Source organism: Deinococcus sp. HSC-46F16, from assembly GCF_024171495.1.
In the GTDB taxonomy this organism is placed as follows: domain Bacteria; phylum Deinococcota; class Deinococci; order Deinococcales; family Deinococcaceae; genus Deinococcus.
Window position 1 is genome coordinate 98,321 of sequence record NZ_JALJZW010000005.1, and the last position, 13,716, is coordinate 112,036.

General features: G+C 68.6%; 15 protein-coding genes. 11 read left to right on the forward strand and 4 right to left on the reverse strand.

All coding sequences use genetic code 11. The annotated features are described in order from the left end of the window. Positions 1-19 precede the first annotated feature (19 nt). Positions 20-220, forward strand: coding sequence for a YwbE family protein (locus L1280_RS11565; RefSeq protein ID WP_253582448.1), 201 nt, complete (start codon positions 20-22; stop codon positions 218-220). 50 nt (positions 221-270) lie between these two features. Here the strand turns inward: L1280_RS11565 and L1280_RS11570 are convergent, their stop codons facing one another. Continuing rightward, positions 271-1,053, reverse strand: a complete 783-nt coding sequence (locus L1280_RS11570) for an SDR family NAD(P)-dependent oxidoreductase (protein ID WP_253582449.1) — start codon at positions 1,051-1,053, stop codon at positions 271-273. A gap of 225 nt (positions 1,054-1,278) precedes the next feature. Here L1280_RS11570 and L1280_RS11575 point away from each other — a divergent pair, with 225 nt between their 5' ends. Beyond that, on the forward strand, positions 1,279-2,196 hold the full coding sequence (locus L1280_RS11575; RefSeq protein ID WP_253582450.1) for a manganese catalase family protein: 918 nt from the start codon (positions 1,279-1,281) through the stop codon (positions 2,194-2,196). 230 nt (positions 2,197-2,426) lie between these two features. Here the strand turns inward: L1280_RS11575 and L1280_RS11580 are convergent, their stop codons facing one another. Next, on the reverse strand, positions 2,427-3,362 hold the full coding sequence (locus L1280_RS11580) for an SMP-30/gluconolactonase/LRE family protein (protein ID WP_253582451.1): 936 nt from the start codon (positions 3,360-3,362) through the stop codon (positions 2,427-2,429). Between the two features lie 114 nt (positions 3,363-3,476). Here L1280_RS11580 and L1280_RS11585 point away from each other — a divergent pair, with 114 nt between their 5' ends. From L1280_RS11585 to L1280_RS11610, 6 genes are all read left to right on the forward strand, one after another. Then, positions 3,477-4,310 carry a BTAD domain-containing putative transcriptional regulator gene (locus L1280_RS11585; RefSeq protein ID WP_253582452.1) on the forward strand — a complete coding sequence of 278 codons (834 nt, stop codon included), beginning with the start codon at positions 3,477-3,479 and terminating at the stop codon, positions 4,308-4,310. 118 nt (positions 4,311-4,428) lie between these two features. Then, positions 4,429-4,863 carry a CBS domain-containing protein gene (locus L1280_RS11590; RefSeq protein WP_253582453.1) on the forward strand — a complete coding sequence of 145 codons (435 nt, stop codon included), beginning with the start codon at positions 4,429-4,431 and terminating at the stop codon, positions 4,861-4,863. Continuing rightward, a complete protein-coding gene (locus L1280_RS11595; RefSeq protein ID WP_253582454.1) occupies positions 4,860-5,036 on the forward strand; it encodes a hypothetical protein in 177 nt (58 codons plus the stop codon). The genes L1280_RS11590 and L1280_RS11595 overlap by 4 nt, the downstream gene beginning before the upstream one ends. Position 5,037: 1 nt before the next feature. Beyond that, a complete protein-coding gene (locus L1280_RS11600; protein WP_253582455.1) occupies positions 5,038-5,613 on the forward strand; it encodes a cytochrome c oxidase subunit II in 576 nt (191 codons plus the stop codon). 4 nt (positions 5,614-5,617) lie between these two features. Beyond that, positions 5,618-7,360 (forward strand): cbb3-type cytochrome c oxidase subunit I, encoded by a 1,743-nt coding sequence (locus L1280_RS11605; protein WP_253582456.1) that lies wholly within the window; start codon positions 5,618-5,620, stop codon positions 7,358-7,360. Then, the gene (locus tag L1280_RS11610) at positions 7,360-7,779 is read left to right on the forward strand and encodes a cytochrome c (RefSeq protein ID WP_253582457.1); all 420 of its coding nucleotides are present in this window, start codon (positions 7,360-7,362) and stop codon (positions 7,777-7,779) included. The genes L1280_RS11605 and L1280_RS11610 overlap by 1 nt, the downstream gene beginning before the upstream one ends. A gap of 183 nt (positions 7,780-7,962) precedes the next feature. Here L1280_RS11610 and L1280_RS11615 read toward each other — a convergent pair whose 3' ends face one another. Continuing rightward, the gene (locus L1280_RS11615; protein WP_253582458.1) at positions 7,963-8,778 is read right to left on the reverse strand and encodes a DUF3800 domain-containing protein; all 816 of its coding nucleotides are present in this window, start codon (positions 8,776-8,778) and stop codon (positions 7,963-7,965) included. Between the two features lie 111 nt (positions 8,779-8,889). Here L1280_RS11615 and mutY point away from each other — a divergent pair, with 111 nt between their 5' ends. Together mutY and L1280_RS11625 are read left to right on the forward strand one after the other, a co-directional pair. Beyond that, the gene (gene mutY, locus L1280_RS11620; protein ID WP_253582459.1) at positions 8,890-9,927 is read left to right on the forward strand and encodes an A/G-specific adenine glycosylase; all 1,038 of its coding nucleotides are present in this window, start codon (positions 8,890-8,892) and stop codon (positions 9,925-9,927) included. Between the two features lie 206 nt (positions 9,928-10,133). Beyond that, positions 10,134-10,964, forward strand: a complete 831-nt coding sequence (locus L1280_RS11625; protein ID WP_253582460.1) for an isoprenyl transferase — start codon at positions 10,134-10,136, stop codon at positions 10,962-10,964. 30 nt (positions 10,965-10,994) lie between these two features. Here L1280_RS11625 and L1280_RS11630 read toward each other — a convergent pair whose 3' ends face one another. Further along, positions 10,995-11,960 carry a hypothetical protein gene (locus L1280_RS11630; protein WP_253582461.1) on the reverse strand — a complete coding sequence of 322 codons (966 nt, stop codon included), beginning with the start codon at positions 11,958-11,960 and terminating at the stop codon, positions 10,995-10,997. Between the two features lie 103 nt (positions 11,961-12,063). On the opposite strand from L1280_RS11630, the gene L1280_RS11635 reads away from it, so the two are divergent. Continuing rightward, complete coding sequence (locus L1280_RS11635) at positions 12,064-13,698, forward strand: HRDC domain-containing protein (protein WP_253582462.1); 1,635 nt, start codon at positions 12,064-12,066, stop codon at positions 13,696-13,698. Positions 13,699-13,716: the final 18 nt, after the last annotated feature.

The following is a 13,716-nucleotide window of genomic DNA, read 5'->3' on the forward strand; positions in this document are numbered from 1 at the left end:
TCTCCCCTATCCTCCCCCCATGCCCCCTTCCCGTTCCCAGATTCAACCCGGCCTCACCGTGGACATCGTGCAGAAGCAGGACCAGCCCACGGGCAAGCTCACGCGCGGCGTGGTCGCGACGCTGCTCACCAACTCGCCCACCCACCCGCACGGCATCAAGGTGCGGCTGACCTCCGGGCAGGTGGGACGGGTACAGGCGGTCGTCGCGGCTGGGGAATAGACGCGGGAGCCGCAGGCCACCCGCCCCCGGCTCCCGGCCTGGCCTCCCCGTCAGCGCAGCAGCGACGCCCCGCCGTCCACGTAGATCTCGACGCCCGAGACGTGGCGGCTGAGGTCCGACGCGAGGAACAGGCAGGTGTCCGCCACGTCCACCGGTTCGCCCTCGCCCTCGTTCAGCGCGGGGCTGCCTTCGGGGAGTTCGACCTCGATGCCCAGTTTCTCGGTGCCCTTGTGCTCGGTGCGCTCCTCGATGTTGGTGTGGATCAGACCCGGACACACCGCGTTGCAGCGGATGTTCTCGCGGCCGAGTTCCAGCGCAATCATCTTGGTCAAGGCGACCTGCCCGGCCTTGGAGGTGCTGTAGGCACTCGCGCCGGGGCTGGAAAAGGTGCGGTTGCCGTTCACGCTGCTCGTCACGATGATGCTGCCGCCGCCCGCCCGCTTGAGGTGCGGCACCGCGAAGTGGACCGTGAGGTAGGTGCCACGCAGGTTGATGGCGATGGTCCGGTCCCATTCCTCGGGTTGCAGCTCGTCGATGGGCGCCCACACCCCGTTGATCCCGGCGTTGGCGAAGACGATATCGAGCCGCCCGAACTCGCGCACCCCCGCTTCCACGGCCTCCCGCACCGAGTCGGCGTCCGACACGTCGCAGTGGACGTAGAGGGCCTGCCCGCCCGCGCCCATGATCTCGTCCAGAACCTCCCGGCCTTCCTCATCCTGCATGTCGGCCAGGACCACTTTGGCACCCTCCTGCGCGAACCGCCGCGCCGTACCCGCCCCGATGCCGCTCGCCGCGCCCGTGATAAAGGCCACCTTGCCGTCCAACATGCCCATATCCAACCTCCTGTCGTCGGCGGCACAGTATCCCCGCGCCGGGACCGCGCCGCTGATAGCTGGGTTAAGGCGGATTGCCCGAGCCTCCCCCTGGCGAAACATCCCTCCTTGTGCTGGCCTTTACATGGTGGGGTGGCTCACGCCTGCGGCAGAGCTCGCCCCGTGAGATAGGTGGGTCAGCCCAGCGTGTCCGCCCCTGTGCCCTACGGCCCCAGGAGGGTTCCCATGTTCCTACGCATCGACAAGTTGCAGTTCGATCTCCCGCTTCCCAAGGAAGCCAACCCCAACGGCGCCGCCGCCGTGCAGGAGTTGATGGGCGGACGATTCGGCGAGATGTCCACCCTGATGAACTACATGACCCAATCGTTCAACTTCCGGGGCAAGGACACGCTGCGGCCCTACTACGAGCTGATCGCCAACATCGCCGCCGAGGAACTGGGGCACATCGAACTCGTGGCCGCCACCATCAACAGTCTGCTCGCCGGGCCGGACGTGAAGGCGCAGGAGGCCCCGGTGGACCCCACCACCCACCCCTTTTCCTACGCGCAGGACGTGCGCTATGCCAAGCACTTCATCGCGGCGGGGCCGGGGGCGATGATCGCGGACTCGCATGGTAAGGCCTGGACGGGCGACTACGTGTACTCCAGCGGCAACCTGATGCTGGACCTGACCCACAACTTCTTCCTGGAGGGCGCGGCGCGGCACAACAAGCTGCGCGTCTACGAGATGGTGGACGACCCCACCGCCAAGGCGCTCGTGGGCTACCTGCTCGTGCGCGGGGGCGTGCACCAGATCGCCTACGCCAAGGCACTGGAGTCGCTGACGGGCGTGAACATGGAAAAGATGCTCCCCATGCCCAACATCCCTACGGCCCTAATTCCCGAGTCCAAGCGGATCATCGACCAGGGCATCCACCGCAAGCTCTACCGCTTCAGCGACACCGACTTCACCCAGCTCAGCACCATCTGGCAGGGCACCCACCCGGAAGACGGTTCGGAGGTCTTCGTGGACCAGTACACCTCCATCGAGGGCGGCCCCAATGTGGACGGCGGGCACGACTCGGGGGCCTTCTCGCCCGAGTGGGACATGGGCGAAATCATGGAAATCGCCCAGAAGCTGCACGACAAGGCCCGGCTGCGCTGAGGCGGGGATGCGAAGGGAGGGACGGGGCCAGGGTGTCTCGTCCTTTTTTGTTGGGTAGAAAACCCCCTCACCCCCTCGCTGCGCGAGACCTCTCTGTCAGGGGGAGAGGGGTCATGAAGCCCGCACGAACGCGGGATGGGAGAGAGAGCCGTTCCAGGTGCGATCTTTTAGCTCCTCCCCCTTCCGGGAGAGGCTGGGAGGGGGGTGGCGGGTGCACCTCGCCTTCACACTCAGCCACCAATCTTCATCCCCCGCACCCGCGTCGGCACGTGGTACAGCCCCGTGCTCGCCGTCATATAGAGGTCCGTCCCCTCCGGTCCCCCGAAGCAGAGGTTGGCGACCGTCTCGGGCACGGCGATGCGGCCGAGTTCCTCCCCCTGGGGCGACAGCACATGCACGCCGTCCCCCGCGCTGCTCCACACCCGCCCGGCCTCGTCCACCCGCAGGCCGTCGGTCTTGCCGGGGCGAACAGTGGCCCAGATGCGGTCGTGGGTCGCCTCGCCGTCCGGGGTGACCCGGTAGGCGTGGATGTGGCCTTCGTCCTTGCCCGTGTCGGCCAGCAGCAGCAGGTCGGGCGAAGCGAAGGCGAGGCCGTTGGGCATCTTTCGGTCGCGGATGGGCGCAGTCAGGGTGCCGTCCGGCACGAGGCGGTAGACGAAATTGCCGGGCTGCTCCTTTTCGCCGCCGTAGCCCTCCTCGGGCTTGTCGATGCCGTAGGTGGGGTCGGTGAACCAGAGGCTGCCGTCCGGGTGCAGGGTCACGTCGTTGGGGCTGCTGAGCTTCCGGCCCTCGAAACGGTCGGCGAGGACGGTCCACTCCCCGCCGGGCTCCTGCCGGAGCAGCGCCCGCTGGCCGTGCGAGCAGGCGACGAGTCGGCCCTGGGTGTCCAGACAGTGCCCGTTCTGGTGATCGCTGGGGTGCAATTCCTCCTCCAGCCTGCCCGCGTCCGTCCAGCGCCAGGTGCGGTTCTGGCGCACGTCGCTGAAGACCACGGCGCGGCGCGAGGGCACATAGGTCGGCCCCTCTGCCCAGGTAAAGCCCCCGGCCAGCCGGGACACCGTGGCGCCCTCGGGAAAGAGACGGGCAAAGTCCGGGTGGGTCGCGTGCAGGGTCATGGCGCCATGCTGCGCGGGGTGGGCGGGCCAGGCCAAGCCGGGTGTCTTCACATTGGACGGGATGATACAGTCGTGCCGTTGTCCTGCTCCCTCCAGTCTGTCGCCCCACCGGGACACCTGCCTTGCTTCCAGGGTACATCCTGTTCGTGAAGGGAGTCACGAGAGATGACGAGCCCACGTTCTGTTCCCCCTGCCCTGCATCTGCGTACGCTCGGTGACGCCTTGGTCACCGTGAATGGACAGCCGCTGACCTGGCCCGCCCGCAGCGCCGAAGAACTGCTGTGGTACCTGCACGCCCACCCCGACGGGGCTTACCGCCCGGAGGTGCTGGCCGACCTGTGGGGGTTAGATGACAGCCCGGCTGCCGCCAACCGCTTCCGGGTGGCGCTGCACCGCCTGCGGACGGCCCTGGGACGGTCCGACGCGGTGGCCGAGGTGCGCGGGCGCTACCTGTTGCACCCCGAACTGCTGGCCGCCAGCGACACGGCGATTCTGCAAGGCGGCATGGAAGCCGCCGCCCACGCCAAGGACGATGCGGAGCGCGAGGAGGCGCTGCGCCGGGCGTTGTCGTGCGTGGACGGCGAGTACCTGCCGCAGATCCGCGCCGAGTGGGTTGAGGAAGCGCGGCTGTACTGGCGCTCCTTGCGGGTGCGGGCTTACGTGGCGCTCTCCACCCTGCACTGCCTGCGCCGCGAGTGCCCGCTCGCGGTGCAGGCGCTGGGGCAGGCGGTGGGGTCTGACCCCTACATCGGGGAAGACCACCACCAGCGGCTGATGACCTGCCTGGCCCAGACGCGCGGGCGTTTCGAGGCGGTCGAGCACTACCGCCGCTACCGCCGCTTCCTGCGCGACGAGGTGGGCGACACCCCCATGCCCGACACCGTGCTGCTGGCCGAGCGCCTCAAGGCCGGGGAACTGCTGTGCGTGGGTGCCGAGCAGGAAGAGCAGCAGCGCCGCGCTCCGCTGCTGACGGCGCTGCGGGGGCCGGAAGTCCACTGAAGACCGCCAGCGAGCACGGCCTCCCGCCCCCAGCGGGGGGCTTTTTCACAGGCAACCCCGCCCGGTAATGACCCCGTAATGCCCCGGCGAGAGCCTCCGCAGTGAAGGAGGTCTTCCCTTGCTTGTTTCCGAATTGATGGCCCATCCCCCCGTTTGCGCCGCGCCGGACCTGAGTGTGCCGGACGCGGCCCACCTTCTTCGCCAGCATGGGATTCGCCGCCTGCCCGTGGTGGACGGCGGGGCGCTGGTCGGCATCGTGACCGACCGCGACCTGCGCGAGACCCTGCCCGGCCGCGTGACCACCCTGAGCATGTGGGAGGCGACCACCCAACTGGCCGGGATTCGCGTCTCCGACGTGATGCGCCGCAGCGTGATCACGACCACCCCAGACGCGGACGCCCGCGACGTGGCCCGCACCCTGCTGGAGCGCCGCATCGGCGGGATGCCGGTGGTGGGGGAACGCGGCGAGGTGGTCGGCATGGTCACCGTGACCGACCTGCTGCGCGACTACGCCGGGCAGACCCCGGCCCGCCCCCAGGAGCAGACCGCATGACGAACCCCCCCACGCCCCCCGACCGCACCCCACTGGCGCAAGACGCCGCCCACGACGACCACCCTCGGCCCGGCGTCGTTCCCATCGGCACGCTGATGGTGATTGGAGTGCTGCTGCTCACCCTGATCTGGCTGTGGATGCTGGTGCTCGGCATTCAGCAGGGACGGGGCTGAGATGGCCCGCACCCCTGCGCCCGCGCCCCGGCTGGAGCACCATTCGCTGGAGCGCTACGAGAACATCTGGTTCGGCATCGCCGTTGTGATGGCGGTGCTGCTGTTCGTCTCGGCCATCGCCAGCTTCATCAGCGGCACCTACACCGCCATCGAGGGCACCGGCGGCGGCCACCACATCACCGGGGTGGACAATGGCCGCCTCGATCCTCGCAACCTCGCCGCCACGCCCTTTGCCGAGCCGGGCCTGCGCGAGAACCCCGACGGCACGCTGGAGGCCTTTGTGGTCGCCCGCGCCTTCGCCTTCCAGCCTGCCGCGCTGCGGGTGCCCGCCGGGCGCCCGGTGACCATCCACCTCACCTCGGCCGACGTGATGCACGGGTATCAGATCGAGGGCACCAACATCAACGCGACGGCGATTCCGGGGCAGGTGGCGAGCTTCACCACGACCTTCCGGCGCCCCGGCACCCTCAGCCTGGTCTGCAACGAATACTGCGGCACCGGCCACCACAACATGATCAATACCGTCGTGGTGGAGGCCCCCGAAACCCAGGCCCGCGCCCAGGACCAAACGGAGTAACCCTGTGACGATCTCTCCCCCACGGGCCACGCCGCTGGTCCATCCCATCCGCGAGGTCCCGGCCGTCAGCGACGCGGCCTACCTCGCTTCCCTCAAGAAGGTCACCCAGTACTACATCGTGACCGCCTTTCTGGCCCTCTTCATCGGCGTGCTGATCGGGCCGCTGCAGGCCCTGAACTACGGCGGCATCAACGTCTACGACCTGCCGATCATCCGCAACCTGCTGGGGTCCTACTACCAGGGCCTCTCGCTGCACGGGGTGCTGAACGCGCTGGTGTTCACCCAGTTCTTCATCTCGGGCTGGATGCTGTACCTCCCGGTGCGCGACCTCGGCATGCGCATCAACATGAAGTTCGCGTGGTTCACGTACATCGTGATGACCCTGGGGCTCCTGATGGCCGCCGTGCCGCTGCTCCTTAACCGCGCGACGCTGCTGTACACCTTCTACCCGCCCATGCAGGGCGACGCCCTCTTCTACATCGGCGCGGCGATCATGGTGGGCTCCAGCCTGTTCGTGGTCGGGCAGGTCGTGACCATGTGGCTGCGCTGGAAGCGCGAGAACCCCGGCAAGGTCACGCCCCTCGTCGCGTTCATGAGCGTGGCGACCTGGATGATGTGGGCGGTGGCCTCGCTGGGCATCGTGATCGAAGTGGTCGCGCTGCTGATCCCCTGGTCGCTGGGGCTGGTGGGCGGCGTTGATCCCCTCATCTCCAAGACGCTCTTCTGGTGGACCGGGCACGCCATCGTGTATTTCTGGGTGCTTCCGGCCTACATCTCGTGGTACGCCTTCTTGCCCCGGCACGCGGGCGGGCGCCTCGTGTCCGAGCCGCTGACCCGGCTGGTGTTCGTGATCTTCCTGCTCAACAGCGTGCCGGTGGGCATTCACCACCAGTACGCCGACCCCAACATCTCCAACCTCTGGAAGAACATCCACATGTTCCTGACCTTCCTGATCGCGGTGCCCAGTCTGCTGACCGCCTTCAGCGTGGGGGCGGCGCTGGAAGACGCAGCCCGCGCCCGAGGTGGCCGGGGCCTGTTCGGCTGGATCGGCAAGCTGCCCTGGGGCAACGCGATGTTCAGCGCCCAGGTGCTGGCGATGATCTCCTTTATCGCGGGGGGCGCGGGCGGCGTCGTGAACGCCAGCTCGACCTTCTCGGGCGTGGTGCACAACACCGCCTGGATTCCGGGGCATTTCCACATCACGGTGGGCACCGCCACCACCCTCAGCTTCATGGGCATCGCCCTGTGGCTGATTCCGCACCTGACGGGCAAGCGGCTGCCGTCCATGAAGATCGCCTCGGCGGCGGTGTGGACGTGGTTTGTCGGCATGATGGTCTTCGCGCTCGGCATGCACTGGCAGGGGCTGTACGGGGTGCCCCGGCGCTCGCAGATCAGCGCGGCGGCGGCCGACACCTTCGGGGACCTGCCCATCGCCCTGCCCACCCTGCTGACCGCGATCAGCGGCGTGATTCTGCTGGTCAGCGCGGTCCTGTACTTCTACGTGCTGTTCCGAATGCTGCTGTCCAAGCGGGTGGACAACGGTGAAACCGCTGCGCCTATCCCCTACTCCGAGGCGATCAGCCCGGCCGGGGAGAGCCTCGCTGCGGCGGGCAAGCTGGTCAAGGCCACCGAGCCGCTGATGGCGCTGTGGGCGGTGTCGCTGGTGCTGGTGATCCTGATGTACGGCCCGGTGCTGGCGCGGATGTTCGCCAACATGCAACTCGTTCCCGGATGGAGGCTCTACTGATGTCGGGTGAAGGGTTTAGCCGCCGGGAGATCACGGCCGTGGTGGTGTTCGCGGCCCTCGCCGCCGCCATCGGCCTCGGGTCTTACCGCGCCGGGGTGAACGTGGCGCACGAGACGGGCGGGGGCGCCATCGTCACCGCCGCTGCGGGCGAGACCACCGTCAACGGACAGGCCCTGTATGCCAGCAGTTGCGCGGGCTGCCACGGGGGCCAGGCGCAGGGTGGGGTCGGTCCCAACCTCGCCGAGAGCGCCGCGTGGTCGGAACCCGACTTTGGCGCCGCCGTCCTGCACGGTCAGGCGCCTGGAGGCCGCACCCTCGCGCCCGTCATGCCCCGCTTCGCGGAAACGGGCCTGAACGGAGAGGAGGCCACCCCGGAGCGCATCGAGGCCATTCACACCTACGTGAAGAGTTTGCAGTAGCGGTTAAGGGGAAAAAGGACGGCGGGCGTTCCTGTGGGGGCGCCCGCTCCGGTGGGGGTGAGAGCCCAATAAGGTCACACAGAGGAAATGTTACTTTACACCTATTGATTACAGGGCTACTATCTGGCTAGGGATGGGAGCTCCCGTCCGGCGTGGGTCAGCGGCTTGCCGCTGGCTCGCGTTTCATTTAGCTGGGATCAGCATCCCCGGGTACTCATGCAGGAACTTTGCGTGATTCGTGTAAGAGAGAGTAAGCCACCGAGGATGTGCATCGGCGGGAAACACGTTACACCCATAACGGTTGTGCATCTTCGATGCAACAATTTGATATGCCGGGTTATGGGGGTCGTCGTTAATCAACGCTCTTGCTACAGGATACAGCATCATATCGGCCAATTGTAGTCCAACACCATTTTCACGCTTCCCTTCGAAAGTAAGCACGGGTTCAATGAACTTATTTAGCTCGGCCTTATGCGCATACCGTGTGCCTAGAAGCATTGATCTCACGAAGGCGGCACTGATTTCTTTGTCCTCACGCCTTCCTCTAGACTCCACAATTATTTTGCCCTTAGCATTGGCAGCCTTTAATACGTGCATAAACCTTTCTAACAGCATATCCATTGCCCATTCATATGGATCGTACGGAGTTTTATACCTCTTTAAATGCTTTGGCTTATCAATAAATATGCTTATAAAAGTTAAGTCCGCCGTCTCAATAAATTTATTGAATTTTCTGTAAAATTCCTGCATTTTTTCCGGTTGGAAAAGAACCCTAAATTCACCCTTCTTCTTACGAAGCTCTACAGAGTGAAGAACTATATCGGGACTATCAAAAATAGCCTGCTTAACTACATATAATTGTTCTGTTACCTCCGAAAGCAAACCGTCATCGATAATGACGCCTCCTAATCCAAAAACCGGGAATTGCGAGTTGATTTTGGTGAGGGAATGATCTCCCGTTTCATCTAGGTACAAAGTGTAGGTACGGGAGAGACTCATTACTGCACCATTGTAGGGGTGATAGGGCCAAGCACAAACCGCAATCCTTTGCTGAGAGGTAATGGGAACCCTACTGCGGTTTCTCTCTGCACACGTCGCTATCCTCCCCCGGTGACGCCCGCTCCCGCCGACTTCCCCGCCCTGCGCCCCGCGCTCCTGACGTGGTTTGACGCGCGGGGCCGCGACCTGCCGTGGCGGGTGGGGCTGGAGGGCAGGCGCGACCCCTACCGGGTGTGGGTCTCGGAGGTGCTGCTTCAGCAGACGCAGGTGGTGCGGGGCCGGGTGTATTTCGAGCGCTTTCTGGAGGCCTTCCCGACCGTAGAGGCCCTGGCCGCCGCGCCCATCGAGGCCGTGCTGAAGGCCTGGGAGGGCTGCGGCTACTACGCCCGCGCCCGCAACCTGCACCGGGCAGCAGGAATCGTGGCGCGGGAAGGCTGGCCGCAGAGTTACGAGGGCTGGCGGGCGCTGCCGGGGGTGGGGCCGTACACGGCGGCGGCGATCAGCAGCCTCGCGCTGGGGGAAGCGCGGGCGGTGAACGACGGCAACGTGCGGCGGGTGCTCGCGCGGCTGTGGGGCGAGCGCCAGCCCACCGAGCCCTGGGTGCAGGCCCGCGCCGACGAGCTGCTGGACCCCGCCCGCCCCGGCGCCTGGAACGAGGCGGTGATGGACCTCGGCGCGACGGTCTGCATTCCGAAGGCGCCGCGCTGCCTGGAATGCCCGCTGGCGGGGTGGTGCGTGGCGCGGGCGTCGGGCGACCCGGCGGGCTTTCCGGCTCCCAAAGTGCGGGCGGCGGTGCGCGAGGTGCGGGCGGTGGCCCTCCTGATCGGGGACAGCGAGCGGGCCGTGCTGGAGCGGCGCGGGGGCTCGCTGCTGGGGGGACTGATGGGCCTGCCCACCGAGGAGGTGCGCGGGGACGAGGAGGAAGCCGACGCGCTGGCCCGCCTGAGCGCCCGTCTCGGCGCGGCCGTCACGGGCGAACTGGGCGAGGTCACCCACACCATGACCCACCGCCGGGTGCGGCTGACCGTCTACGCGGGGGCGGGCGGCCCGGCCCCGGTTCCAGTCGCGGCCGAGGCGCTCTCGCGGCTGGACCACAAGGCGCTGGAACTCTGGCGGCGGCGGGCCGAGTCGCTGTTCGCACCGGGCTGAGACCAACTTGCGATGACTCCCAGGAATCATCCGAGCGGACTTGTCAAGCTGCCAAGCAGAGCGAGAAGCACAAAGTACGGGATGGGGCGGCGACGGAAGACCCTATGGCGCTTTCCCGGATGTTCTGGAATCAGAGCCGTCCCGTATGACCTCCCCCTTTGGAGGGACCCCGCCCCCGGACCCCAGGCGCTAGACTGCCCCCCGACATGAGCCGCCCTGCCCTGCACACCGCGCTGCGCACCGTCCAGAAGGTCAGGGACACCGGGCGGGGGGCGCTGCTGTGGGGCTACGAGCAGCGGCTGGCCCGCGAGGTCCGCCAACACGGCAAGCTGCCCCGGCACCTGGGCCTGATTCTGGACGGCAACCGCCGCTACGCCCGCGCCGCTGGGATGCAGCGCGAACTGGGGCACTCCTTCGGGGCGGACAAGGCGCACGAGGTCCTCCAGTGGTGCCTGGAACTGGGCATCCCGGCGGCGACGATCTGGGTGCTCTCCACCGACAACACCAGCCGTGACCCCGGCGAACTCGCGCACATCCTGGGGTTGCTGGAGCGCGAGGCCCGGAACCTCGCCACCGATCCCCGCATCCACGCCAACCGGGTGCGGGTGCGGGCCATCGGGCAGCACGACGCTTTTCCGCCGCACGTGCTGGACGCCCTGCGCGAACTGGAGGCCAAGACCGCCGGGTACGACGGCATGACCCTGAACATCGCCGTGGGCTACGGGGGCCGCGAGGAGATCGTGGACGCGGTCAAGTGCCACCTCTCGCGCCGGGCTGCGGAGGGGGCCACGCTGCCGGAGGTCATCGCGGAGTTGCAGCCCGACCACATCAGCGCCCACCTGTACACGGCGGGCACGCCCGACCCCGACTTCATCATCCGCACCAGCGGCGAGATTCGGCTCAGCGGGTTCATGCTGTGGCAAAGCGTCTACTCGGAGTTCTATTTCTGCGACGTGTATTGGCCGGGCTTCCGGCGGGTGGATTTCCTGCGGGCGCTGCGGGACTTCCAGGGGCGGGAGCGGCGCTTCGGGCGCTAGGGGACCGGACAGGAGGGGGAGCCTCGCCCCTCAGCGGGCACGCACCGTCGCCTCGGTGGTCACGCGGAAGGTGACCCGCATGGTCTCGCCGTCCGGGCCGGTCGTCGTGACGCGCATCCGCAGGGTCTGGCTCTGGGTGCCGCCCGCGGTCAGGCCGTCGGCGCGGAACAGGGTGCTCGTCGTGCTGCGACTGCCCTGGGACAGCAGTTCGGCGCGGAACTCCGGGCTGTCCGCCCCACCCCCGAACTGAACGCTCCAGGGGGCGAAAGTGCTGCTGGTCTCGAAGACGTGCTGGCGGGCCGCGTTCAAACCCCGGTAGGTCGTGGTGGTGCGGGCGGTCATCGGCGAGGCCTGCACCGCCGGGAAGTCGGCTGCCTCCGGGCCGAGCAGGCCCCCGAACAGGCCCGTCAGCAGCGCCTGCATATCCACCGTGGCTGTGGCCGTGCGGCTCTGGCCGGGCACGAGGGGAAAGCCGTAGAGGTTGTTGGCGGGGTCGTTGGTGGCGAACTGCCGCTGGAACTGCTCGCTGTTCAGTCCGGCGAACACCTGCTGGAGGGTCGGGTCATCCACCTCGAAGCGCACCCCCGTGCGGGTGCCGTTCGGACGCACGGTCTGGAAGACGCGCAGGGCCACCTCTCTCCCGTCGGGCAGGGGAATCAACGCGGTGTCCCGCAGGGTGACCGAGCCGTCCGCGCCGCGCGACTGCACGCGGGTGCTGGATTCCCCGGTCGTCCGCTGGGTCCCAGCCGCGCCGAGGCCCCCCCGCACCGCCGCCTCCAGCTCGGCGGCGTCCTCACCCTGGACTTCCACACTCTCGATCTCGGTGCGCGAGACGGTCTCGGTGATCAGGTAGACCGTGGTCCCCACCGGCGCTGTGAGTCGCAGGACCGGGGCGGTGGCCGCCGTGCGGGGCGCGGCGGGGGGCGGCCCCTCCTGACCCCCGGCGAGGGCGGGGGCGGGCAACAGCAGCAGGGCCGTCAGGAGCAGTCGTCGCATGCCCCACCGTACGGCACCCGGCGGCCGGACATCTCCCCACGGGCCTTGACCTCCCCTCCATCCGGGGGTCGCGCTTCCGGCGCGGTGCGGCACAATGGGCAGCATGACTGCTGATTTCCCCTCTCCTCCCGCCCGCCCCGACGCCCGGCTGGTGGCCCTGCACGCCGAGCGCGGCGACCCCCACGCGCGGCTGGCCGGGGCGCTGGCCGACCTGGAGGGCGCCGGGTGGGGCCTGACCCTGGCGGGCGAAGCGGCGCTGGCCCGGCAACTCGGGGCGCTGCTGGGGCCGGGCACCGTGCGGGTGGACGAGCGCCTGGGCGTGAGCCGCGCAGCGCTCGCCAACTTCGGCCTGGCCGCTGCCGGACTGGACGCCGACTGGAGCGGGGCGCGGGCCGTGTGGTTGGCCGAACCCGACGAACGGCTGCTGCGCCGCGCCGAGCGGGCAGGCGTGCCCGTGATCGTGGACGCGACCCTGGCCCCCGGCGGCGGCTGGTTCGCGCAGGGCGCGACCTATGTGGTCTACCGCCACGGGGTGACGCTGACCGGCTTCGGGGACACCGACCTCGCCCTGCTGTTCGGGCAGGGCGAGGCGCCCACGCCCGCCGCGCCCGCCCCCTCGGACACCGCCGTGGCCCTCGCGCTGCGCGACGTGGCGACCCTGCCGCTGCGCCTGGCGCGGGTGGCCCGCACAGTGGCGGCCCTGGCCGAGCGGCTGGGAGGCGGCGCCCTGCCCTTTGGCCCCACGGCGCTGCTGCTGCCGCCCGAGAGTGCTCCCGACACCCCCTGGCCCCCCGGCGGCGTGCTGGCCGCGACCCGCAGTGTGGACGGCGGGGTGGTCTTCACGCCGGGCCTTCAGGATGCCGAGACGGCCCTGATCCTGCTGCGCGGCGAGGCGCCCGTGGTGCGGGAGGAGGGACGGACCGAGGACCGCCGCCCCGAGCGCGAGGACGAGTCGCGCTTCCGCCGGAACCGTGACCGATTCGGCCGCGACCGGGGTGACCGTTCGGGCAGGCCGACCGACGGGACGGGGGCCGAGGCTTCGCGCCTGGGCCGCCTGCCCGCGCCCGACCGTCCCGAGCCGGACACGGCCCGCCCCGCTCAGCCACAGCCGGACAGCCCGCCCACCCGCGTGACCTTCGAGGCGCCCACCCCCGACGCTCCGGTGCCCCAGGCCCCCACGACCGCCGAACCCGAGGAAGAAGTCTGGACCCCCGAGATCGTCTTCAGTGGCAGCGATTACGCTGAGCCCGCTCCCCTGCCCATCCCGGTCAGTGACGGCCCCGACGAGCCCGAACTGGAGGTTCAGCCGCCCCTGGCCGCGCCGGAAGCCGAGCAGCCCTCCGAGGAGGCCGTGCCTGCCGAAGAGACTCCTGCCGACGAAGCGGCCGACGACGAATCCGCCAGTGCGCCGGAGCCCACGCCCCAGCCAGACCCCGTCCCTGCTACGCCCGACCTTGCCCCCGACCTGCCCGTCGCGGCTGAGGCAGGCGCGGCTCCCGACCCCGCCGCCGACCTCACCGACGAGCAGGCGGCCATCTACGCCCGGCTGCGTGAGTGGCGCAACGCGGAGGCCAAGCGTCAGGAGGTCAGCCGCTTCATCATCGCCAGCAACGCGACCCTGGCCGAGATCGCCCGCCGGGTGCCCTACACGATGGACGACCTGAAGGCCGTGCGCGGCATGGGACCGGAGCGCCTGCGCAAGTACGGCGAGAAGCTGCTGGAAGTGGTGCGGGGCTAAGCTTGCGGCTGTCTGAAG

Bases quoted from the DNA above. Each gene is read 5' to 3' on its own strand.
- L1280_RS11565 (WP_253582448.1), top strand. From the start codon at position 20: ATGCCCCCTTCCCGTTCCCAGATTCAACCCGGCCTCACCGTGGACATC.
- L1280_RS11570 (WP_253582449.1), bottom strand. From the start codon at position 1,053: ATGGGCATGTTGGACGGCAAGGTGGCCTTTATCACGGGCGCGGCGAGC.
- L1280_RS11575 (WP_253582450.1), top strand. From the start codon at position 1,279: ATGTTCCTACGCATCGACAAGTTGCAGTTCGATCTCCCGCTTCCCAAG.
- L1280_RS11585 (WP_253582452.1), top strand. From the start codon at position 3,477: ATGACGAGCCCACGTTCTGTTCCCCCTGCCCTGCATCTGCGTACGCTC.
- L1280_RS11595 (WP_253582454.1), top strand. From the start codon at position 4,860: ATGACGAACCCCCCCACGCCCCCCGACCGCACCCCACTGGCGCAAGAC.
- L1280_RS11600 (WP_253582455.1), top strand. From the start codon at position 5,038: ATGGCCCGCACCCCTGCGCCCGCGCCCCGGCTGGAGCACCATTCGCTG.
- L1280_RS11610 (WP_253582457.1), top strand. From the start codon at position 7,360: ATGTCGGGTGAAGGGTTTAGCCGCCGGGAGATCACGGCCGTGGTGGTG.
- L1280_RS11615 (WP_253582458.1), bottom strand. From the start codon at position 8,778: ATGAGTCTCTCCCGTACCTACACTTTGTACCTAGATGAAACGGGAGAT.
- L1280_RS11625 (WP_253582460.1), top strand. From the start codon at position 10,134: ATGAGCCGCCCTGCCCTGCACACCGCGCTGCGCACCGTCCAGAAGGTC.
- L1280_RS11630 (WP_253582461.1), bottom strand. From the start codon at position 11,960: ATGCGACGACTGCTCCTGACGGCCCTGCTGCTGTTGCCCGCCCCCGCC.
- L1280_RS11635 (WP_253582462.1), top strand. From the start codon at position 12,064: ATGACTGCTGATTTCCCCTCTCCTCCCGCCCGCCCCGACGCCCGGCTG.